This is a genomic window from uncultured Phascolarctobacterium sp. (genome assembly GCF_902463975.1).
GTDB lineage: Bacteria > Bacillota > Negativicutes > Acidaminococcales > Acidaminococcaceae > Phascolarctobacterium_A.
Genome location: NZ_CABQHJ010000003.1, coordinates 14241 through 36011 on the forward strand (window position 1 = coordinate 14241; position 21771 = coordinate 36011).

The following is a 21771-nucleotide window of genomic DNA, read 5'->3' on the forward strand; positions in this document are numbered from 1 at the left end:
TATATATTTTACATCAAAATCAAGTTGGAGTCTATCGTGTTTTTGGCAAATATCTTATGTTCGGGCCATGTTGGCCCGAAGTCGGGGCGGTCTGAATGGGCCGCCCCTTTCTCATAGAAAGGAGGAATGATTTTTGGCTACCACAACTTTGTTACAGCGCCATGCGGGCGAAGGCGAAACGATTGCTGAGGCTATCCGGGATTGTCTGGACTATGGCAAGGACCCGGAGAAAACAGAAAGCGGAAAGTATATCTCCGCTTATGAATGTGATCCGGCCACCGTGGCGGACGAGTTCCTTTTGGCAAAGGCCAGCTATGCCGCTATGACGGGCCGGGAACAGAAGAAAGAAAATAATGTGCTGTGCTATCAGATACGACAATCCTTCTATCCGGGCGAGATCACCCCGAAGGAGGCGAACCGTATCGGCTATGAGCTGGCTATGTGCTGGACAAAGGGGCGGCACGCTTTTATCGTTACCACGCACACCGATAAGCAGCACATCCATTGTCACATTTATTACAACTCCACCACCCTTGACTGCACCCGGAAATTCCGAAATTTTTGGGGCTCCAGCTTCGCCCTTCGGCGGCTCTCTGACAGGCTGTGCCTTGAAAACGGGCTGTCCATCGTGGAGAACCCGAAGCCCCGGAGCAAGAGCAAGTATCGGAACTATGGGGAGTGGCAGAAAGACCGGAAAGGGCCGCTTTCCTATCAGGACCGACTGCGCCTTGCTATTGATACTGCGCTGGCGGAACGCCCCGCTGATCTGGACGAATTTCTCAATTTGATGAAGCGGGCCGGGTATGAGGTCAAGACGGTTCGGGGCGGCGGTATCAGTTTCCGGCTGACCGGGCAAGGGCAGGAACGCTTCACCCGTCTGCGTGCCTCCACGCTGGGGGACAGCTACGACTTGCAAGATGTTCTGGCCGCCATTGAGGGCAAAGAAAAACGCCCCGGGCACTCGGAACGGAAAATCAGTCTGGCGGTGGATATTCAAGCGAAGCTGGCTGCCGGTAAGGGGCCGGGCTATGAGCGGTGGGCGAAGGTGTTCAACATCAAGCAGATGGCCGCCGCCCTCGCCTATATACAGGACAATGGCCTGACCGATTATGAGCAGTTGGCACAGAAAGCCACCGAGGCAGCAGACCGTTTTCATGCCATTTCCGAGCAGATCAAGCAGACGGAACAGGCCATGAAAACCAATGCCGGGCTAAAGGCCGCAACGGTTCAGTATGCCAAAACCCGTCCAGTCTTTGAGCAGTATAAGGCGACGAAGTACAGCCGAAAATTCCTTGCGGAGCATGAGGCCGACCTTGAACTGTACCGGGCTGCACAAGCGGAAATGCGCTCTCTGCTGGGCGGGGCGAAGCTCCCTAAAATGGATGTGCTGAAGGAGGAAGGCCGCAAGCTCACAGCAAAGAAAAAACAGCTCTATGGAGAATACCAGAAGGCACGACGGGATATGCAGGAGATCGTCACGATCAAGGCGAACATTGACACTCTGATGGGCTACACCGGGCCGGGACGAAAGCAGGAAAAGGAGCGTTAAAGTTATGAAAATAAGGAGCAAAGCGACGCTGACACTTCGGGCCATGTTGTCCCGAAGATACGGGTTTGGGGCGATCCCCAACAAGCCGCCTTTGTGCCACTTGTGGCCACAGAGGCATTGCTTGCCACTTAGCGGCAGCCCCAAAAATGGCGCAAAAAAACAGAGGCCCTTATTCTGGAACCTCCGTTTCTCTGGCTTTCTTAATTCCCTCGGCTGTGGCTTCTATCACGACAAGCTCTTTTTCATTCATAGAGTTTAGGAGCACATCAATGTGTTTTCTGCAAGAACTTGTCTGCGCCCCTCCGTCCGCATGAATAAACTGGTCAACTGAAATGTCAAACATAGTAATGAGTTTAACAAAAAGGTCGAAGCTGGGATATTGGCCTTTGTTCTCAATATTCATAATGGTACGGGAGTCACGGTCTACTAATTCCGCAACATAGGCTTGTGTCCAGCCCTTTTCTTCTCTGGCTCTTTTGAGTGCCAGCCCGAGGCCGTGAAAGTCAAACCTTCTTTCATTTTGGTTCATTCTCATATCATCCTATATCATTCTACATTTCGTGTTAGATTATGAGAATGTAATGAAATTTTACATCTAGTAGTATTTAATTTCATCTATTCGTTCAGATTGACTTGCCCGGACCAAATAAGTGAATTATAATTTTCTTATAGCAATTCATCTCTCATTTTTGTGCAAACATTGAGAGGAAAATAGCAATTATATTCGCTATGATAAGGGAGGAAATAAATTTGGATTGGGTAAAACAGCTTAATATTGCGATTAGATATATCGAAGATCATCTGACAGGAACCATAGAGTATGACGAACTGGCAAAAATGCTTTGTTGCTCTACTTATCAATTTCAGAGAATGTTTGCCTTTATGAATAATGTTCCTTTATCCGAATACATACGCAGAAGAAAATTGTCGTTAGCTGTGGCGGATATTCAAAAAGGAGAGCGAGTCATAGATGTTGCTTTGAAATATGGCTATTCTTCCCCAACGGCATTTAGCCGAGCATTTCAATGTCTCCACGGGATTACCCCCTCTGAGGCAAGAAAAAAGGGAACATTATTAAAAACATACCCTCCAATTAGTTTCAAGCTGACTATCACAGGAACAGAAGAACTAACTTATCGGATTGAGGAACGATCTGCTTTTGAAGTAGCAGGTGTCTCTATGTTATTGGATAAATCTCTGGAAAAAAATTTTTGTACTGTTCCACAGTTTTGGGATAACACTGTACAGGATGGTACTCTTGCAAAACTTAATTCCTTAGACAAAGGCGGAGTTTGTGATTTGCTGTGGATAAGTGTTTGCGGGGATTATGAGACATGGAAATACTATATTGCAGTTGCAACATCTGAAACAGCAAAATTTGAATTTGAGAAGTTAATTATTCCTGCGTCAAAATGGGCAATTTTCTCGGGGAAAGGAACAAATGTATCTTTGCAAGACTTAGAACGCCGTGTCATTACTGAGTGGCTCCCATTCTCTGGATTTGAATATGGAAATGCTCCAGATATTGAACGCTATATACAGGCTGATCCGGAAAATGCTGAGTATGAATACTGGTTATCTATCCGAAACGAGAAGAAGTAATTTATGGCAAGATCAAATATTAAAGCTGTTTTTGAAAATGATGTTCAGACAGTTTGGAATGTTATAACTGATGTAAAAAATTATATATGGCGTACTGATTTAAGTAAAACTGAAATTATAAGTGACAAACAGTTTATAGAATATACAAAAAATGGCTACGCCACTACATTTACAATTACCCTTTTTGAACCATACAAGCGATGGGAGTTTGACGTGGAAAATAGCAATATAAAAGGTCATTGAATTGGAATTTTTACTCAAAAGGGCGAAAAAACAGAAATTGATTTTACTGAGGATGTAACTGCAAAAAAAGTTTTAATGAAACCATTTGTTAAGGCCTATTTGAAAAAGCAACAGGCAAGATATGTTAAAGATTTGGCGAGAAAACTGAAAGGTAATTATGAATAGCAAAGAAATTATTGATTATCTAAAATCTGAGGCTTCAGAAAAATATAAAGAAAATGTTATAAAAATGGGGATACCAGAAAAATTTTGCATTGGTGTATCACCATCTACACTGCGGAAATTTGCAAAAAAGCTGGATAAATCTAATGAATTGGCCTTTGAATTATGGAATACCCATTACCACGAGGCTCGTTTGCTTGCAGTGCTAATATTCGATTATAAATGTTTATCTTACGACCAAATTGACACACTTATGTCAGAAGTTTTATCATGGGACTTGTGCGATCATTTATGTAAGAATTTAATTATAAAATTAGATTACTATGAGGACTTTATTTTTAATTGGATAGCTGCTGACCATATCTATAAGAAACGGGCTTCGTTTGTTTTAATTGCTGCGTCTACTATACATGATAAAAGCATGACAAAGGAAACTCTTGACATCTATTTGAAATTGGTATACGAAAATTCTTGTTATGAACATGACCATATAAAGAAAGCTGTTTCATGGGCGCTAAGAGAAATAGGAAAAACAGACTTTGAATATGCCGAAAAAGTTCTTTTGACTGCTTACGATTTATTAGCCAGCGGAAACAAAGTTCAAATTTGGATTGCCAAAGATGTCATAAAGGAATTAGAAACTGTCGTGAAAGTAAAAGAACGGAAACGCTTAATTACTTCTAATTCCAAAATGGGTAGAGAACGATGAAAGAGTAGCCACCGCAACGGAATTAAAAAAACCGTTGTTTCGGCGGCTGGATATTCATGCGCCAAAACAAAATACAGTAGCCTTACGGCGGTTTTGAAATAACATATTTCAAGCCGCCGTTTTCTTTTTGAAAAATGAGAATACGAAGGGTGTGTTAAAGTCGCCCTTTTTTAAGGATACAGCGGTGTCCAGGAGGTATTGCCGTGTCCATTTTTGCTTTTTTTCACAGTACCCATGACCTGCACCAGCTAAAAAAAGCGTAGCTCCCCCTCCGGGACATTCTGGTTATGAATGTGAAATCAGGCGGTACTTAAATGAATATGTAACTTCATGCGTTCGTGTGGCTTCATGCCGCCCGGGCGCTTTTGTGTTCTTATGGGGCTGCTTCGGGTCATGTTGGCCCGAAGTCATTCCCCGGTGCCGCTCCCCGCCGCCTTCGTTTCGGTCACTCGTCAACCAACAATCGAAACGGAGGTCAATATGGCTATTATCAATTTGCGGGACTATTACCCATTCTATACATCGGATTGCTTCATGGAAGTATCGGAAGAAGTTGCAGAAATGTTCAAAGAGTTTGATTGTAAAGAGGCTGCCTACCGGCTGCGTACATACCGCCACAAAGCCTACTATTCCCTTGATCGGGATGACGGGCTGGAGCATGAAGCTGTCTTTGTTGCCTTATCTCCCCATGAACTGTATGAGCGGAAAGTGACCATGCAGGAACTTCACGCAGCGATTGCCAATCTGCCGGACAAACAGGCAAAACGGATTTATGCTCATTTCATTCTCGGCATGACCAAACAGGACATTGCCCGGGCAGAGGGCGTCCATGAAAAAGTGGTTCGTGTTGCAATCGAGCGAGGTCTGCGACGCTTAGAAAAAATTTTGAAAATTTTTTTGTAAGGCGTACCGATTTAGACCGGAAAATGAAATGGCTTATGAGAGGTAAAACACCTCGGGTCACAATGGCCCGAGGTTCAGACAAGCCTCATGCAGATTGAAAATTGAATAAAAAGACACCCGGATACGAAGGGGAACGCGCTGTGTGACAGACCCGCCATGACCTCGGATTTCAGAGAATGCAGTCTTTGTAAAACTGAGCGAGCGAACAGGTTCATGCCATAGGTGGGGCAAGGCTGGCTCCACCGGAACAGGCGCAGAACCCGGATACTTGCGTTTAGTCACAGTCCGAGCGTTGAAGCGGCCTTGCAAGCCGTGAGCCGTCGCAGGCAATGAGAACGCCTTGCCATCAGAATGGGGAGAGTTGAAATACTATGGGGCATGAAGCCTATGTCCGTCCGATGTGTCTGAAATGAAGTGAAAACCTATGGGGAGTCCCCGGCAATGCTGTCTGATGATAGGCCAACCGATCCGGCGTGGCTCCCCATCTTTTCAAAAAAGGAGCACTTTATGGGAAATGCGTTTGGAATGATCCCCGGCTTGGAACCGGACGAATGGAGCAATGACGCCTGCCGTGGTTATGTCATTATGGCAATGGAGGACTGCGGATTTTCAAAGAAAGATATACGGCATGTTTTGGGGCAGCTTTATGAAGTATTTGACCTCAACAGCGTGGAGGACGCCAAAGAAAAGTACCATTCCAGTCCTTACTGACCTCAGGTCACATCGACCCGAAGTGGAGAAAGCTCAAAGGGCGGCACCTGCTGGGTGCCGTCTTTTGACATTTCCCCACGGGACAAGTGGGAAAGGCAGGCATATACACGCACTTTCGCAAAGGAGGTTTTCAATGACGCAAGCTGTCACTTATGAACGAGAAACAAAGTCTGTCGCATTTCAAGGGAAGATCATTGTGCTGGAAAGCCTCACGCCGGTACTTCCCCCGAAGGAGAAAGCACAGCGCAAAAAAGAAATTGAGCGTTGTCTTTATGAGGTGTTCCGCAAATATGGAGACAGATTTCCCTAATCATTCGCAACATTGTTGTCCGGGGCTGCTGATGGTATAATATAGTTGTAAGGTTGGTAGCTCCATTCCAACAAGGAAAGGAGCCCAATATGGAATTTATCAGAGAAGATTGTATTTACGCAAGACAGTCAGTAGACCGCAAGGACAGTATCAGCATTGAAAGTCAGATCGACTTTTGCAAGTATGAATTGAAAGGTGGGAGCTGCCGGGTATTCAAGGACAAAGGCTATTCCGGTAAAAATACGGACAGGCCGGAGTTTCAAAAGCTGCTGGGCGAGATCCGCAAGGGAAATGTCAGGCGGGTCATCGTGTATAAACTGGACCGTATAAGCCGCTCTATTCTGGACTTTGCAACGATGATGGAGCTGTTTCAAGAGTATGATGTGGAGTTTGTATCATCCACAGAAAAGTTTGATACTTCGACCCCGATGGGCCGGGCCATGCTGAATATCTGCATTGTATTCGCCCAGCTTGAACGTGAGACAATTCAGAAGCGTGTCACAGACGCCTACTATTCACGATGCCTGAAAGGCTTTCACATGAGCGGACAGGCACCATACGGTTATCAGTTAGAGCCTACTGTGGTAGAGGGTATCCGCACAAAGAAAATGGTTGCCGACCCCGTAGCCGCCGACCATGTTCGGCTGATGTTTGAAATGTACGCTGAACCGGAAACCTCCTTCGGAGATATTACCCGATACTTCGAGGAACATGACATAAAAATTTATGGCAAATCCATGTTCCGTACATTTCTTTCCCAGCTTTTAAGAAACCCCGTTTACGCACAGGCCGATTTGGAGCTGTACGAATTTTTCAAGAGCCAGGGCGCAGCGATTGTCAATGACGCTTCCGACTTTGCCGAAACAAACGGCTGCTATCTCTATCAGGGGCGGGATGTGAAGGAGGACAAGGACAGGTGCTTAAAAGACCAGATACTTGTTATCGCTCCCCACGAAGCACTCATTTCCTCTGACACATGGCTTAAATGCCGGAAAAAACTTATGGCAAATCCCACCTTCCAGCAGGGACGGAAACCGAAAAATACTTGGCTGGCCGGAAAAATCAAATGCGGGCATTGTGGGTATGCTCTGAAAGCCACCCATGTACCAAACAGCACCGGATATTTCCGCTGTACCAAACGGACGGAAAACAAAGGCTGTCCGGGCTGCGGGAAAATCCGCAAAGAAGAATTTGAGCAATTCATTTTCTCGGCCATGCAGGAAAAGTTCAAAGACTTTCAGATACTCCACGGCAGAGAGGAAAAAGTCAATCCGAAACTGACCGCCTATCAAGTGGAGCTGGCACAGGTGGAGTCAGAAATTGAAAAGCTGCTTGATACGCTGACCGGAGCCAATGCGACCTTGCTTGCCTACGCTAACAAAAAAATTGAAGAACTGGACACCCGACGCCAGACCATTTCAAAGGCAATCGCTGAATTGAGCGTTGAAATCATATCTCCCTAGCAGATAAAGAAGTTATCCTATTATCTCGACAACTGGGACAGCATAGATTTTGACGACAAAAGAAAAGCCGCCGATGGTTTGATCTCTACGATCAAGGCCACCAGCGACCGTGTTCAGATAGAGTGGAAAATCTGAAATTTCTGCTCTATCGCCCCTCATTTCTATTTTATCTTGTTTGTACCCCTTGTACACCGATGTTTAAGAAAATGAAGAATTACTGGTTTTAGCTAATCGCATATATCAAAAACCATCCTAAGCGACAATACATCTTGGCATAACTCTCAGCGTATAACACGCAAAAGTATGGAAATAAAAATAAGATTCCAGCACTGCCCAAACTGGGTAAAATGCTGGAATCTTTTATTTTATCTCGTAAAGTGATGTAGGTTAATTAGTCTTTCCATTAATTTAGTGCTATTTTTAGGGAAAGACACAAGTAACAAGGAAAAAATCACCTCATCCTCAGATAATACGTGCTTTTGCCACAACCCTCACGCTTAAGCTTTCCTAAAGCTACCAGCTTACGCAAGGCTCCTTCTATAAAGTTGCAAAAGATATTGGTGTACGGATGGTGTACGTACACGCATTTTTCGCCCCTCTGAAACCCTTAAAATGCCGTATTCATGCGGTTTAGCAGCACCACAGTTTCAGTGGTTCGCCGTCCCCAATCATACTTCGCTCACGCTCGCATTCCTGGACGGCTAACACATAGTGCGCACCAACTGCTCACCGCGTCGCTCAGCTCCTAGTGAGCAGGGTGACGCACACGCTTGCTGAAGACAAATTCCTTGTTTATGGCAAAGCGTAGCACCTTTTTACTGCGTGGTACAATCACATAGGGCTTAGTACCTTCATGCTGCCATCGCGCTATATTGTTTGTAAGCATAACTGTACCTTGGTTGTCTTTAGCCAGGCTCATGATGCTTTTTTCAGTCATACCGCTTCGGGTAACGAAACGATGATGATCGCGCGCATATTCCCTGACATCTCTGACAGCCATCTTCACCTGTCTGCGTACCATGTCGCGCGTTTGGACCGGTGCGGCCTCGAAAGCACGCACCAGCTTATCAAATTCGCGCGTAATCTCTACGCTTTTCATTATTCTGCAGCAGTCTTATGTACGTAGATAGCACCTTTCTTATTTTCCAGAACGAATGCATCATAGCGCACACGGCCTTCAACCAACCAGCCGTTGATACCGGGCGGGTTGTCATGAATCTTATAATCTGCCAGCTTAACAGGAGCACAGCAGGCGATAGGATTGGTAATGATAAACGCGGTTTTCGCCGGCATATAAGATGCAGGAACAACGATAATAGGAATGCCGTCTACCATGCCAACCTGACCTTTTACCAGCATATCTTGTGCCAGGTCAGAAGCCTTGATGAAGGATTCGTCCTGCTTCAGCAGCTTGCAGTAAGACGCAGCCACATAAGCAATACGATTGCCTAAAGGCGCTTTCTCGTCGGTCAGCTTCTCGGTGCCGTCGAGGAAGGCGCTGTAAGCGTTGGCCTTGGTGACTGCAGCGGTTGCGCTGTTCTTAGCGCCTGCAGCGATTTGTGCAAGACGATAAATATCCAGCTCCGGAATAATTACCTCATCAATCTGACGCTGTAAGGCTGCACCAGCTTCTTTCAGCATGCCGGTATCCTGATAGTTGCTCTTGTCGATGGTGAAGGTGAAGGAACGGTCCTTAGTCAAGGTCAGCTCCTGAACGGAATCCTCCAGCTCTGCCGGGGTACCATAACGGTTTGCGCCGGTAGAAGTGTAGTCATTCATGCCGGCGGTAGGGATAGAGTAAACCTTTACAGTCTGCACACCGGTGAAATCATAATCGTTGTTAATTGCCGGAGCGGTCAGCGCGCCGGTCTTGAAGCGCTCGTCAATTTTTGCGCTGTACTTATCTGCATAGTTAATAGTCATAATAAACAATCCTCTCTTTCGTCATTAAGAATTAAAGCCACTGAGGAACGGATCATCAGAACCGCTGCCACAGCCATTGCTGCCGCCACCGCCTGCACCGTTGGCCTTAACTGCCCAGCTGTTCTCCTTCAGCCAGCCGTTAACACCATCTTCCAGGCTGATTTCTTTACCATCAGTACCGGTATAGGCAAGGCTTTCATCGTCTTTGACAACGATACTGCCTTCCAGCAGCTTAGCCATGTTCTGCGGGCTCGCAGCGTTGCCCTTGGTCAGCAGTTCAACAGCCTTAGCCATCTTCATGCCGTCAAGACGCTTGGTCTTTTCAGCCTTGGCGGTCTCGGTCATCTCAGCCAGCTGCTTAGTGACCTTGCCAACCTGTGCGGTTAAGTCAGTAATCTGCTTTGCGACCTCATCAGGCTTTTTGCCGCCCTGGGCAAATTGGTCTAATGTAGTCTTAAGTCCCTTGGCTTTGTCTACCACATCGTCACCATCGTCCAAACCAACAGCCTCCAAGATGCTTTTCAGCTTTGTCGCGCTCTGCTCTCCTGCCGTGCGGTGCTTCTTAGCTTCGTTGTTGAGGGTGTTAATTTCGCCCTTGATAGCAGCGATGAGGTCAGCACCGTTCTCAACTTTTCCGGTGCTTCGTAAACCTGTTTCATTTCTATTTCTGATACCTACATATCATGTATATTGTACCCTCCCCCAGAAAACAAAATCCGCTGTAACTTTCATCGTACATTAAGATGAAAATTGCAGCGGATTTTTATAGATTATTGAAATTCCCCCAAATTACATTGGCATCATTCACAATCCATTCTTTCTATTTTGAAGATGACCGGCCTTGTGCCATCGTTGCAACAAGCAATCATAACCTTATCATCTTTTGTCCAGCCATGCATAATGCTTCCACCTTGCAGAGCCGTATAAATGTAACGGCTGATAGCATCCCACGCCTCAGAGCAGAACGGAACCCCTTTTGTTCCGCAATGCATCGTTCCCGGTGACTGTAAACAGCCATCATCCGGTTGGCCGGATTTCACAAGCGTTCCCGCACCCATGTGCCAGAAGTCGTCCCTCTCATCGTTGCGGTAAAACAGAAACTCATCACCCACATAGTAACAAGGACATTTCCCGCTGTCCGGGACAGCACAGTATTCCTGCTGTAATTCCGGGTATAATTTTTTGTCCAAAACTGTGACCTTTACTTTATACTGCATTCTCTTTTCCTCATTTCCAAAACGTATTTATTTTAAATAGCAGACGCTGTCTTTTCGCTTTACCGCTTTCGGCTCATTGCCCGCAGCATAACCTAAAGCAGGGATGCACACATTCAAAAACAGCATCGAAACGAAAACCAGTGTGCCCACTTTCCGTTACCCCACGGATAAATTAATCTGCCAGCAATGCAGATATTCCATGCCTATGCGGACTACCTTCATCCTCCTGTTCTTAACAACCTCGCATGGAAATGTTCATCATCTCGTGGTATAATATCTTCAAACTTTTCCGAGTGCGAGGTGATTTCCATGTTGAAACCACGATATTATTTTGCAGATGACTTCCGCATCTTTTATGAATACTTTCTTTCCCAACCTCATACAGAGCGAACATTTCAGAAAGGTGATTACCTCTGGAATCCCGGACAGCCGTATGATCGTGTCCAATACTATGCATCCGGTGCCTCCGTTCATTTTTCTGAACACGAAAGCGGCAGACGGAAAATCATCAGCTTTCATGGACCGGGGACGCTTTTTCCAGGATATCACACAAATGACTTTCGCATTGAGCAGTCTCTGACAACCGTTGCACTCTCTGAAATTAAGGTACTGGAGTTTACTGTGCCGCAGTTCAAAGCGATGTTTGAAGAAAATACATCACTGGCTGAGAGTGTTGTCAACTGGTATTCGATGTATGTCAACCGCTTTCTCTTTGAAACTATCCACCAAGAGTTTAATTCCTCTCAGGTAAAGCTCTGCAATCTCCTGTATTTGCTGACCATGAATCAACCATCCAATTCCGGACCGGTTATTGAGATGACACAGGAATACATTGCAGATATTCTCGGTATGAGCCGTGTGCAGATCACGCGAGAGCTGACCGACTTGAGAAACAGAGGAATTCTATCCACCGCCCGCGGCAAATTGACCGTTACAGACCTTCCGACACTGGCATCCCTGTGTACTGATGAAACCATGTAGTCATTCGAGGTTACGTGTTTATTATACTCAACAGAATCTGTTCCGTCTGCTTCTGGTGAAGCACATAATCAATGCGCACCTGCATAGCGGGTAGTTCTTTGTGAAGCACTATCTCATTTTTTTGAAAAGAACCTCGATAGCTCTTCACTGGCTAAAGCCACATAAAATGAAGCAGCTCTATCACACGATACGCGCGTGGTAGAACTGCTTCCTTTTATTGAATTACAGCATCGGACAGGCTCTGTAAAACCTGTCCAATATCTGCATTGATACAGATTGCCTGCCGATTGAGTCCCTGCGGGCAAACTGCCTGACCTTGGTTGATACAGGCGTAAGTAGCGCCTGTATTCTTCATTGTCATCTGCCAGAAGGGATACTTGATGATGACGGGGGTGTTGTAGCCAACGCCCAACTCCAGAAAGAGGATTTTTCCGCCTTCACGGGTACGGAGAAAATTCTTATACCGCTCCGCTGCTCTGTGCCAGCCTTCATCCTCAATAAACTTATTGTCTGACCGCAGGTTCATGGTCATCGGCTTTCCGCAGTATAGGCAGACTGGCAGTAGCTCTGTCGGGATTTTCATGTCCTCCTGCCGTTTGACCATTTCGAGGATCACGGCTTCGTTCTCAAAGGTTTCCTGACAGCACGGCTTACTGCACTGGAACAGGCCATAATCGCCCTGCGTGTAAAACAGCCGCTTCTTGTCGAATCCAGCCTTCTGAAAGCAGTGGTCAACGTTCGTGGTGATGACAAAATAATCTTTGTCCTGCACCAGCTTCAAAAGGTCATCGTAGACCGGTTTGGGGGCATCCATATAGCGGTTGATGTAGATGTATCGGCTCCAATACGCCCAATGCTCCTCCGGCGTGGCAAACGGATAAAAGCCGCCGGAATACATATCTTGGATACCGTACTTTGCCGCAAAGTCGGAAAAGTATTTTTCCAACCGTTCGCCGGTGTAAACAAATCCGGCAGAGGCAGAAAGACCGGCTCCGGCACCGATAACCACGACGTCACAGTCCTGCAATACAGCTTTCAGCCGCTGAATCTGCTCGGAGCAGCTTTTCGTAGATGGCTTTGTCCAAATCCTTGAAAACATTGAAGATCACCTTCTTGACACTGGTTTGCTTTTTGATAAATTCTTTGACCGTCCGGACTGCAATTTCTGCCGCCAGATCGTTTGGAAAATGAAACTCCCCTGTGGAAATGCAGCAAAACGCTACGCTTTCCAAGCCATTCTCTGCCGCCAGCTCCAGACAGGAGCGATAGCAGGAAGCCAACCGTTCTTTGTCCTCTTTAGTTACTCGACCGCTGATGAGCGGACCGACCGTATGCAGCACATAGCGGCAGGGCAGATTGAACGCAGGCGTGATTTTTGCTTGACCGGTGGGTTCAGGATAGCCCTGCTGTTCCATCAGTTCCGCGCAGGCTAGGCGCAGCTCTACACCCGCATAGGTGTGAATGGCGTTGTCGATGCAGCGGTGGTTCGGAATATAGCAGCCGGTCATGCCGGAGTTTGCCGCATTGACGATGGCATCGCACTTGAGAGTGGTAATATCACCCTGCCAGAGATACAGCTCTGGCTGCACTGGTGTCAAGTCTGCAGCATCGGTGATACCCTTTGCTGCGGTTTCGTCTTGCAGATAGGCGTCCTGCACCTGCAGGAACTCCGCACCAATCGGATAAGCTCTGCGGACATTCATCAGACCGCGCAGTAAAATCTTCTGCCGTTCCGAGTCGGTCGGAATCATCTGCTTCTGGCAGAAGGGGCGTTCGTTCAGCAGAGATTGTATGAGAAACAGCCTTTTTTCGCTCCAGTTCATAGTCAAACCCTCTTTTCGATAACCTGCTTAGGGCAGGTTTCCTCACATCGCCCGCAGTGCAAGCAATGGTGCTGGTCAATAACCACCGGTTTCTTTGTGATGTCGATGCACTTCTGCGGGCAGAGGGCATAGCACAGCTTGCAGCCGATGCAGCCTTCGCCCACATAGTAACCCGGTGCTTCGTGTGCCGCTTTGCCAATGGTGAAGCTGTCCCGAACGATGTGCGCCGGATCGCTAATGTCAAAATACTCGCCGTCCACTTCGTACAGGCAGAACACCTCTAACGCACTGCGGGTATCACCAGGATAGATGGACTGCATATAAGTGTTTTTCTTGAAAATCTCATCCAGCTTCTCGCTGCCGATGTTTTTAATCTTACCCCGCAGGGAAATCGAGGTTTTGTCCTTGGTGGCAGACAGAGCGATGTATCCTTGCTCCATGAGCTGGGCATAGAATGCCTTGCCCCTTGCAGTAAGAAAATACACGCCCTGCTTGTCATACAGCATCATGTCGATTACACGAGTCTGCGGATGCCCGTCTGCTCCGATAGTGGCAATGATAGTGGAATGGATATTTTCCACCAGCAGTTTTAAGTAATCTTGCTTTGTCATAACATCAACATCCTTTCAGAACCGGCGTGAGCTGTTTATAGGTAAGCATGGTGCGGTTCATAATGCTCCTATCTTGAGGATATGCTTGGATTTGAAACAGCCCCACAGGATTTGTCCTATTTCCTTAGAACTCGTAGGGAGGGTTGCCGGAGAAGTCGGCGATCACGCCGTGGGCATCCGCCAGATAGAACACCTCAAAGATAGGATTGTCGGCAGTCTGGTACTGGCCCTTGACAATCGGATTGTTCATGCAGCCTTCCTTAACTTCCATATTGTTCTCAAACACCGCCTTGCCATGCAGCCGAATCCAGGCGTAGCTGGGGCTGGAGACGGACACTTCCACATAGGGGTTGGCCTGCATATCCTGATAGACATCCTTGGTGTTGTTAGTGCAGAACCAGAGCTTGCCATCCTGCTCGAAACAGAACATGAATGGACGGCACTTGGCTTTTCCGTCACGACCGACGGTAGCAAGATACTGCACAGGGTTGGCATTCAGAAATTCAACGACTTTGTTCATAGTAGTTACCTCCTTGGTGATTGGGCTTGCTTTCGTTTGCCTCTGGCGTTATAATAATACCGTAGCCCCAATTTGTAAAGTAAGCACAATATTGTGCCGTAGTTACCAAATAGAAACTAACAGGTAGTTACCAGAAAGAAACGATTGCGCCGTCACTGGGTTTTCCAGCGTTTCGGCGCTTCCAAAAATTTTTTTTGGAGGGATTGAAATGATTGAAGCAAAAGCAAAGCCTTTGCCCGCCTGCCCAGTTGAAACTACATTAACCCTGATCGGGGACAAGTGGAAGGTGCTGATCCTGCGTGACCTGATGCCGGGAACAAAGCGGTTCGGCGAACTGAAAAAGTCCGTAGGCAATGTGTCTCAGAAGGTCTTGACCGCCCAACTCCGGGCAATGGAGGAAAATGGGCTTATTCACCGTGAGGTTTACGCAGAAGTACCGCCGAGAGTGGAGTATTCGCTGACAGAGCTTGGTAAAAGCCTGAAACCCATTCTGGACTCCATGTGGGCATGGGGTGAAGCATATAAGGCCAAACAGTAAAAAAACCCGAAGCAGTATACCGTGCTGCTTCGGGTTTTCCTTATGTTGAAGTCAAATCATTCCAAAATGTTTCAATGCGCATTCTTGGACGGCTATCACATGGTGCGCACCAGCTGCTCACCGCGTCGCTCAGCTCCTAGTGAGCAGGATAACGCACTCCACATGGCTTGAGCGCATACGATAGATTTATTTACTACATTAGTTATTTTCAAGTTCCATCTAACTAAGGCCATTTACTTGAATTGTTGATATTAACTTATATAAAACAACAAGGATCTGCAAACAGAAATATGTTCCTTACAATTTTCCTGCAGGGCATAGCGCTCCATCCATATACCACATAAGCTTTTGCAGCGCAGACATTGATTGGGCGTTTCTCCTGCGAGTGCTTTTCTTGCTCACGCCGGGACTAGCAGAAATCCCCGTCCAACGGCAATCATGTCAACCAAACCCTCTTTCAGAATCGCTTCGCCCTCATCGCCGGCAAAGATATTACCGACGCATATGACCGTCAGCATTGATGTGGGTGCATAACTCTATAGACGCACGAACCCATCCTGACCGTGATGTCCGGGATGGTTATTTGATTTTATTCGTTTAACATATTATCTATATACTGTATAAATTCTGCACTTTTAGCCACACGTCCATTTCCTCCGTGCTGCTTATATATTTCATATACTCTATTTCTAATATTTTCAATTATTGCATCCGTTACAGAGTCCATATCCAAGTCCTTAATATCAGACGGAGTAATATTTTTCTTATTCAATACATCTGCAATAACCGCATATAGCACATAATATAAAATATCGCTTTTTTCTGCCGGGGAATAATCAGAAACGCTTCTTACATTTTTCTGGATTTTTTTGCCGAGCACAGCAACCCTATAAAATACCTCTAAATCATTATTCTTCTTGTATAACTCGTTATATGTTTTTTCATCATTCAGCAATGTTGATGGCCTTGCTCTTGCATAATCTGGCTTTTTCAAGAAAATCGTTATTAGGCACTGTGCAAGAAAAGATACACCAACCATCTCTGCTGGCTTACGTCCTTGATTTTTATAGTAATTTTTTCTTCTATCGTAAAATAATCCTCTACTCTTAAAATACATTTCAATTTGAAGATGTATAGGATCAGTAACCCGTAAGGTTGCTTTTGGAATATTGGTCTGATTATTTGTTGCAAAAATAATTTGATCTCTTGATTCTTCATTATCAGGAACAATTATTCTTAGCAATACGGAACGTTTTTCAGACTCTAATGCTTCTCTATTTTCGGAAAAATAATTATATATCTCCATTGACGTTTGCAATCCATTAACAATTTCAGGATTAACGATTTGTAGCTCTCTGTTATTTACCAATGTAGCTTCTGATGCCAGTACTGTAACTCCATTATTCAACCACCAAAAATCATTATTATCAGTTCTATGCAGGGTTTCAGATATACTACTATTTACATTATTTTTTCCTTGATAATCACGCACATTAGAATCGAAAAAACTCTTTCTCACATTACCTTCATTATCTACTATAAAATTAAAATAACTTTTCAAATCAACCAATGCAACATAATTTTTTTGATTTGGCGAAATTGGGATATCCGCAAACCTAAGATTTACCCTGTTTTCTATCACCGCATTGTACATATCAAACAGAGTATCAGAATCAACAAATGTTACATCTACAACTGCATTCGGGAATAATCCTCTTATATTATCTTTCAATTCTTCTGCCTGCTGAATTACATTAGGATGTAATTCGGAGGCTAATGTTGCGTAATAAAATCTGAATTTCAATTTTACCCTACTAGTTATCAAACGTGTATATGTATTTCTAAACGTAGTAAACGCTTCCAAAACATCAGTGTTATATCTTGTCGTAAAAGCGGTTATAGTTTTGGATAAATCCAGAAGATTGCCGGAGATAGTTTTCCACTTCATCACAGCATCTTCTCCAAACGAAGTAGTTTTTTTTGACTGGATAATTATCATTTCCAGAATAGAATCTTTTGGAGCAGATATATGCTCAACAACATCTGGAGTAATAAGTAAATTATTCAAAAACAAATAAATCGAATCGCATCCTCCATCCAATCCTTTTCCCACGATACCATTATCTACTTCATCGTCACTTAATCCTTGATTTTTCAATATTTGACTAGCTGAAAAGAATTCAAAATAATCTGATATGCTGCTATAGTTATCATTGTTTTGAAATTCCTGTTCAATTAAATTTTCTAACAATATTTGTGCATTCTTACTCATCTTTTATCCTCCACTTATACAGTAATTTTTCTGTCATCTATTCCACTGTCAAGTCTGCTCCTTAGTATCGAGTGGCTTAAACTGCGGTCGGCTCTGACAACAATTCTAGTGCCACAATCTCTGACATCTAATCCACAGCCTAAACCCTACCGCTATTCTCCGGTTACTAATTTTTCTCCAGCCAAACCGAAAAGTAGATATGTTTCCATATAATAAAACCGAGCTTTTCGCAAGGCTTCTTACGATGATACCAACCTTATAAAAAGCCCAGAAATACGCCACTTTTCAGCTTTTATTTATCTTTTCTTGACAATAAACATACAGTTTCCACATGAAACGATACGATAGGCTGAATTTCTTGGCTGTTTTGCCGTTTATGGGAACAATTCCATAGCCTTTTTCGTGTTTGAGCCGTTTGCGGGAATATATATACGTGCTTTCACTTGACTGAACCGTGTCAAAATGAATTACAAACTCATTAGCATTGGTTCTAATTATTTCATTACCGCATCATCTGAAATATGTGAAAGAAAATACTTATCGGCATCTTCACTACATCTTCCTTGCGTCATAAGAATGTGTGGTGTGACAGGCATTAAACCCTCTTTCAATCCGCCTAATATGGGGAGCAAATTTCATCACAAATAACAGAGTATGCTCCCCAAGATAGGATTCTTATTTGATTTACATTGTTTTCCAACAGCGTTCTTTCAAGAAAGTGGCGATAACAGAAATATCTTCACCCTCATAATATTTTACAAGCAACTGCTTGAACTGCGGCACTTCCTTTTCGGGAATTACCAGAAAACCGCCACCGTGTGCAATCAGATAATGATTTGCGAAAATTACAGATGCTCGTTTATTACCATCCAGGAATATTTGTGTTTTCATACAATACAAACACAGTTTGATAGCAACATTGATAGCCTCATTATTTTCTTCGGCAATCTCGCGGATCCTGTCTTTTACTTCCAACTCATTAGGCAACGGCGGAACATAGGATGAACCACCAATCGTGACTGGCACGCCACGAATACGGCCACCCTCGGCAAAGAAACCTTCATTAACAAGCCTTGCAATGTGACTGAGCATATAGTAGTCGGAAAGACTGGCAACCACATCACGGTCGAGGATAAACTCCCATGCGTGTTTTAAGTTCAAAATCTTTTGAACATCAGTAGCTGTCATACCAGATACTTTTCCGTTTTCTATGATTTCTTCTGTCTGTGGGAATGATGTAGCAACACCCTCCAAAACAGCCTGATCATAGATATTCATTTTCATATTTGCTCGTGCAAATGCAATATTGTTTATCACATCAGCAGAAAGTTCATCTTCCGAATATCCGGCGGCAGCAAGTTGCTTTTCTATACCACGAAGTTCTTTTCTGATTTCTCTGGCTTCTCTCGCGTTACGAAGAAGCAGATTATATAATTCTTCTGTATATATGCCTACATAAGTCGATGTCTGTTTACCTGCCACACGCTTTCTGACATAGAGATATTTTCCATCTCCACGCTCTTTGATTTCAGGTGTCCCATCATAAGGCATCAGATTCAGTCTTACATGAAGGTCGGCTCGACTTCTTAGTAATTCCTGTATATCTTGATATTGTACTGCCATAGCATTTCCTCCTTTGGGGAACAAATCGTATAATTATAATAGCATAATGCTCCCTAACATTCAATATGAATTAGGGAACATTTTCTTAACAAATCGCATTGAAATGTTCCCCAATTCAATATGCACAGGAATTTGTACCATCTGCACAGCATTCCAACGGTCATAGGCAATTTCACGGATGTTATATTTCTCACCTAGGGACTCGATGAATTTCTCAATGTATCCGTAATGGACTACATTGCCATCTGTCAACTCAAACCTCTGATTTCTGCACTTGTTATGTTCCTACAAAGTAAAAATCGGGCATCCGTACAACTCGCATGAAGTTATCGAATACCCGAAAATGCTTTATTTTAAGCCTTTTTTATATTTACTTCTGTACCTTAGTCATCAATACTACTGACTCAACATGGCTCGTCATCGGGAACATATCCACCGGCTGTGCCACAATCGCCTTATACCCGTGCTGCTCCATAAACGCCAAATCACGCGCCAAGGATGCCGGATTGCAGGACACATACACAACGCGCTCAGGCTGCACCTCAGCAATCGCCGCCAGCACCTTCTGTTCGCAGCCTGCACGCGGAGGATCTACCACAACCACGTCCGGACGCACACCGCCGGCCAACAGCTTTGGCAGCTCTATCGCCGCATCACCGCAGATAAATTCCGCATTAGCGCATTTATTCTCTTCGGCATTTTTCTTGGCATTTTCAATCGCAGGCGCCACAATCTCGATGCCATAAACCTGCTTGGCATGGCGCGCCAGATACAGGGAAATCGTACCGGTACCACAGTAAACGTCCACCACGGTTTCCTTACCGCTCAGCGCCGCAAACTCCAGCGCCTTATTATACAGCTTTTCGGCCTGCTCGCTGTTCACCTGAAAGAAGGCCTGCGCGGAAATATGAAAGCTCAGACTGCCCAAGCTATCCTTAATCGATTCCGCTCCGTACAGCACGCGTGTTTTGCTGCCCATGACCACGTTCGTCTGTTTTTTGTTGATGTTCTGCACCACGCTCACCAGTCCCGGAACATGACGCTTCAGCCATTCAATCAGCACGCCGCGATGCGGAATGTCATAGCCGGAGGTAATGATAACCGCCATCACCTCGCCGCTGTGCACGCCCACGCGTCCCATAATATGGCGCACGAGTCCCTTGCCTGTCTTTTCGTCATAAGCGCTGATGTTATAATGCTGCATCCAGGTGCGTACCGTTTTCATAATCGCATTGTTCGCTTCCTTGGAAATCATGCAGGCATCCGTATCTACAACGCTGTGTGTTGCCGTCGCATAACAGCCTATCTGCAGCACGCCTTCGGCGTCCGCTGCCGCCGGGAACTGCATCTTGTTGCGGTAGCTCCACGGCTCCGCCGCCCCCAACACCGGCAATGCCTCTAAGTCCAGATGTCCGATGCGGGTGAGTGCATCCTGCACCTGCTGACGCTTGCACGCCAGCTGTCCCTTGTAGCTCAAATGCTGCAGCTGGCAGCCGCCGCATTCCTTATACACCGGGCACGCAGGCTCCACACGCTCGGCAGATGCTTTGACAATCTCCTCCAGCGCACCTACAGCGTAGCTTTTCTTCACCAGCGTAATAGTTACGCGTACCTCTTCCTCCGGCAGCGCGCCCTTAACGAAAACCGTAAAGCCCTCGTACTTGCCTACGCCCTCGCCGCTGCTGCCGAGACCATTAATCGTTAATGTAATATTATCACCCTGTTTTACAGGAATTATCTGCTTCATACAAATCCACCCAACCTTTACCGTTTATTATATATATCTATAATTATATCACAAACATGGCCTGCAAAGGAACAGCAGCGCGGCAAGATAATGCTTTATACAGACGCAACAACCGGCTTACGTCTCCCAACACTGTATTTTTCCTTTTCCTGTAATTGTGATAAGTGTGCAACATTTTTCGCAAAGCTATATACTTTGCATATAACATAAGCTATAATTAAGTTAGGGACATTGAGTTTCCGGGTCTATAAAGGTTTTATTTTGCGAAAGGAGCGATGCACAATGGCAGTAAAATTTTTGAAATGCAGTATTTGCGGTAATATCGTCGGCCTGATTCAGGACGGCGGCGGTGAGCTTGTCTGCTGCGGTAAGCCGATGCAGGAGCTTGTTGCCAACACCGAGGACGCAGCGCAGGAAAAGCATGTGCCGGTTATCACAGTTGACGGCAGCACGGTGCGTGTAACTGTAGGCAGCGTGGAGCATCCCATGATTGAAAAGCACTACATCCAATGGATTTATCTGCAGACAACTCATGGCGGTCAGCGCTATATCTTAAAGCCCGGTGACAAGCCGGAGGCTGTTTTCGCTCTTGCCGGTGATGCAGCTCCGCTCGCCGCTTATGCTTATTGCAACCTGCACGGATTGTGGACGGCAAAGCTGTAACATCTGTCGCCTTACATTCATAAAACACTTCTTTTCTCAGTGTCGGAGTCCCGACCGATAACGGTCAGGGGCTCCGATACTTTTTTATTACTCAAAAAGCTAAAAATAAAACCGGCCTCAGACAGCTATACGTAATAGCATATCCGAGACCGGTTAAATTACAAAAACAATCACGCGAGGCTTATGGTCTTAAGCCCCAAA

21 protein-coding genes and 2 pseudogenes are annotated in these 21771 nt (G+C 45.4%); 11 read left to right on the plus strand and 12 right to left on the minus strand.

All coding sequences use genetic code 11. The annotated features are described in order from the left end of the window. Positions 1-133: 133 nt before the first annotated feature. Positions 134-1549 carry a relaxase/mobilization nuclease domain-containing protein gene (locus tag RDW05_RS01465; RefSeq protein ID WP_307977576.1) on the plus strand — a complete coding sequence of 472 codons (1416 nt, stop codon included), beginning with the start codon at positions 134-136 and terminating at the stop codon, positions 1547-1549. A 169-nt stretch (positions 1550-1718) separates the two neighbouring features. Here RDW05_RS01465 and RDW05_RS01470 read toward each other — a convergent pair whose 3' ends face one another. Next, positions 1719-2084 (minus strand): helix-turn-helix transcriptional regulator, encoded by a 366-nt coding sequence (locus RDW05_RS01470; protein ID WP_181967578.1) that lies wholly within the window; start codon positions 2082-2084, stop codon positions 1719-1721. Between the two features lie 215 nt (positions 2085-2299). Here RDW05_RS01470 and RDW05_RS01475 point away from each other — a divergent pair, with 215 nt between their 5' ends. From RDW05_RS01475 to RDW05_RS01505, 7 genes and pseudogenes are all read left to right on the plus strand, one after another. Next, positions 2300-3151: a GyrI-like domain-containing protein gene (locus tag RDW05_RS01475; protein WP_307977577.1), complete on the plus strand. Its 852-nt coding sequence runs from the start codon at positions 2300-2302 to the stop codon at positions 3149-3151. Positions 3152-3154: 3 nt separating this feature from the next. After that, positions 3155-3559, plus strand: a pseudogene (locus RDW05_RS11640) (SRPBCC family protein). After that, positions 3552-4265, plus strand: a complete 714-nt coding sequence (locus tag RDW05_RS01485) for a DNA alkylation repair protein (protein ID WP_307977579.1) — start codon at positions 3552-3554, stop codon at positions 4263-4265. Before RDW05_RS11640 ends, RDW05_RS01485 begins: the two are co-directional and overlap by 8 nt. A 480-nt stretch (positions 4266-4745) precedes the next feature. Then, on the plus strand, positions 4746-5168 hold the full coding sequence (locus RDW05_RS01490; protein ID WP_307977580.1) for a sigma factor-like helix-turn-helix DNA-binding protein: 423 nt from the start codon (positions 4746-4748) through the stop codon (positions 5166-5168). A gap of 441 nt (positions 5169-5609) precedes the next feature. Then, a complete protein-coding gene (locus tag RDW05_RS01495; protein ID WP_307977581.1) occupies positions 5610-5879 on the plus strand; it encodes a hypothetical protein in 270 nt (89 codons plus the stop codon). Positions 5880-6012: 133 nt separating this feature from the next. Then, complete coding sequence (locus RDW05_RS01500; protein WP_165483719.1) at positions 6013-6189, plus strand: hypothetical protein; 177 nt, start codon at positions 6013-6015, stop codon at positions 6187-6189. Between the two features lie 89 nt (positions 6190-6278). Next, a pseudogene (locus tag RDW05_RS01505) lies at positions 6279-7787 on the plus strand (recombinase family protein). 610 nt (positions 7788-8397) lie between these two features. On the opposite strand, the gene RDW05_RS01510 reads toward RDW05_RS01505, so the two are convergent. The 4 genes from RDW05_RS01510 to RDW05_RS01525 all read right to left on the minus strand — a co-directional run bounded on the left by RDW05_RS01510 (position 8398) and on the right by RDW05_RS01525 (position 10792). After that, positions 8398-8751, minus strand: a complete 354-nt coding sequence (locus RDW05_RS01510) for a hypothetical protein (RefSeq protein WP_307977582.1) — start codon at positions 8749-8751, stop codon at positions 8398-8400. Then, on the minus strand, positions 8751-9575 hold the full coding sequence (locus tag RDW05_RS01515) for a N4-gp56 family major capsid protein (protein ID WP_307977583.1): 825 nt from the start codon (positions 9573-9575) through the stop codon (positions 8751-8753). The genes RDW05_RS01510 and RDW05_RS01515 overlap by 1 nt, the downstream gene beginning before the upstream one ends. A 24-nt stretch (positions 9576-9599) precedes the next feature. Continuing rightward, complete coding sequence (locus tag RDW05_RS01520) at positions 9600-10073, minus strand: hypothetical protein (RefSeq protein WP_307977584.1); 474 nt, start codon at positions 10071-10073, stop codon at positions 9600-9602. 302 nt (positions 10074-10375) lie between these two features. Beyond that, positions 10376-10792, minus strand: a complete 417-nt coding sequence (locus RDW05_RS01525; protein ID WP_307977585.1) for a TIGR04076 family protein — start codon at positions 10790-10792, stop codon at positions 10376-10378. 309 nt (positions 10793-11101) lie between these two features. On the opposite strand from RDW05_RS01525, the gene RDW05_RS01530 reads away from it, so the two are divergent. Then, positions 11102-11773 (plus strand): Crp/Fnr family transcriptional regulator, encoded by a 672-nt coding sequence (locus RDW05_RS01530; protein WP_307977586.1) that lies wholly within the window; start codon positions 11102-11104, stop codon positions 11771-11773. A gap of 214 nt (positions 11774-11987) precedes the next feature. On the opposite strand, the gene RDW05_RS01535 is transcribed toward RDW05_RS01530, so the two are convergent. From RDW05_RS01535 to RDW05_RS01550, 4 genes are all read right to left on the minus strand, one after another. Beyond that, a complete protein-coding gene (locus RDW05_RS01535; protein ID WP_374110998.1) occupies positions 11988-12872 on the minus strand; it encodes an NAD-dependent deacetylase in 885 nt (294 codons plus the stop codon). Further along, positions 12787-13596 (minus strand): protein-ADP-ribose hydrolase, encoded by an 810-nt coding sequence (locus RDW05_RS01540; protein ID WP_307977588.1) that lies wholly within the window; start codon positions 13594-13596, stop codon positions 12787-12789. The genes RDW05_RS01535 and RDW05_RS01540 overlap by 86 nt, the downstream gene beginning before the upstream one ends. A 2-nt stretch (positions 13597-13598) precedes the next feature. Beyond that, positions 13599-14207, minus strand: a complete 609-nt coding sequence (locus tag RDW05_RS01545) for a 4Fe-4S binding protein (RefSeq protein WP_307977589.1) — start codon at positions 14205-14207, stop codon at positions 13599-13601. Positions 14208-14331: 124 nt separating this feature from the next. Continuing rightward, a complete protein-coding gene (locus RDW05_RS01550) occupies positions 14332-14727 on the minus strand; it encodes a pyridoxamine 5'-phosphate oxidase family protein (protein ID WP_293823385.1) in 396 nt (131 codons plus the stop codon). A 208-nt stretch (positions 14728-14935) separates the two neighbouring features. Between RDW05_RS01550 and RDW05_RS01555 the strand changes: the two genes are divergently transcribed. Continuing rightward, positions 14936-15265, plus strand: a complete 330-nt coding sequence (locus RDW05_RS01555) for a helix-turn-helix domain-containing protein (protein WP_307977590.1) — start codon at positions 14936-14938, stop codon at positions 15263-15265. Positions 15266-15854: 589 nt separating this feature from the next. Here the strand turns inward: RDW05_RS01555 and RDW05_RS01560 are convergent. The 3 genes from RDW05_RS01560 to rlmD form a co-directional block, all read right to left on the minus strand. After that, a complete protein-coding gene (locus tag RDW05_RS01560) occupies positions 15855-17537 on the minus strand; it encodes an AIPR family protein (RefSeq protein ID WP_293823383.1) in 1683 nt (560 codons plus the stop codon). A gap of 684 nt (positions 17538-18221) precedes the next feature. After that, a complete protein-coding gene (locus RDW05_RS01565) occupies positions 18222-19160 on the minus strand; it encodes a Fic family protein (RefSeq protein ID WP_307977591.1) in 939 nt (312 codons plus the stop codon). A gap of 370 nt (positions 19161-19530) precedes the next feature. Then, positions 19531-20907 carry a 23S rRNA (uracil(1939)-C(5))-methyltransferase RlmD gene (rlmD, locus tag RDW05_RS01570; protein ID WP_307977592.1) on the minus strand — a complete coding sequence of 459 codons (1377 nt, stop codon included), beginning with the start codon at positions 20905-20907 and terminating at the stop codon, positions 19531-19533. 282 nt (positions 20908-21189) lie between these two features. Between rlmD and RDW05_RS01575 the strand changes: the two genes are divergently transcribed. Next, positions 21190-21570, plus strand: coding sequence for a desulfoferrodoxin (locus RDW05_RS01575; protein ID WP_307977593.1), 381 nt, complete (start codon positions 21190-21192; stop codon positions 21568-21570). Positions 21571-21771 lie beyond the last annotated feature (201 nt).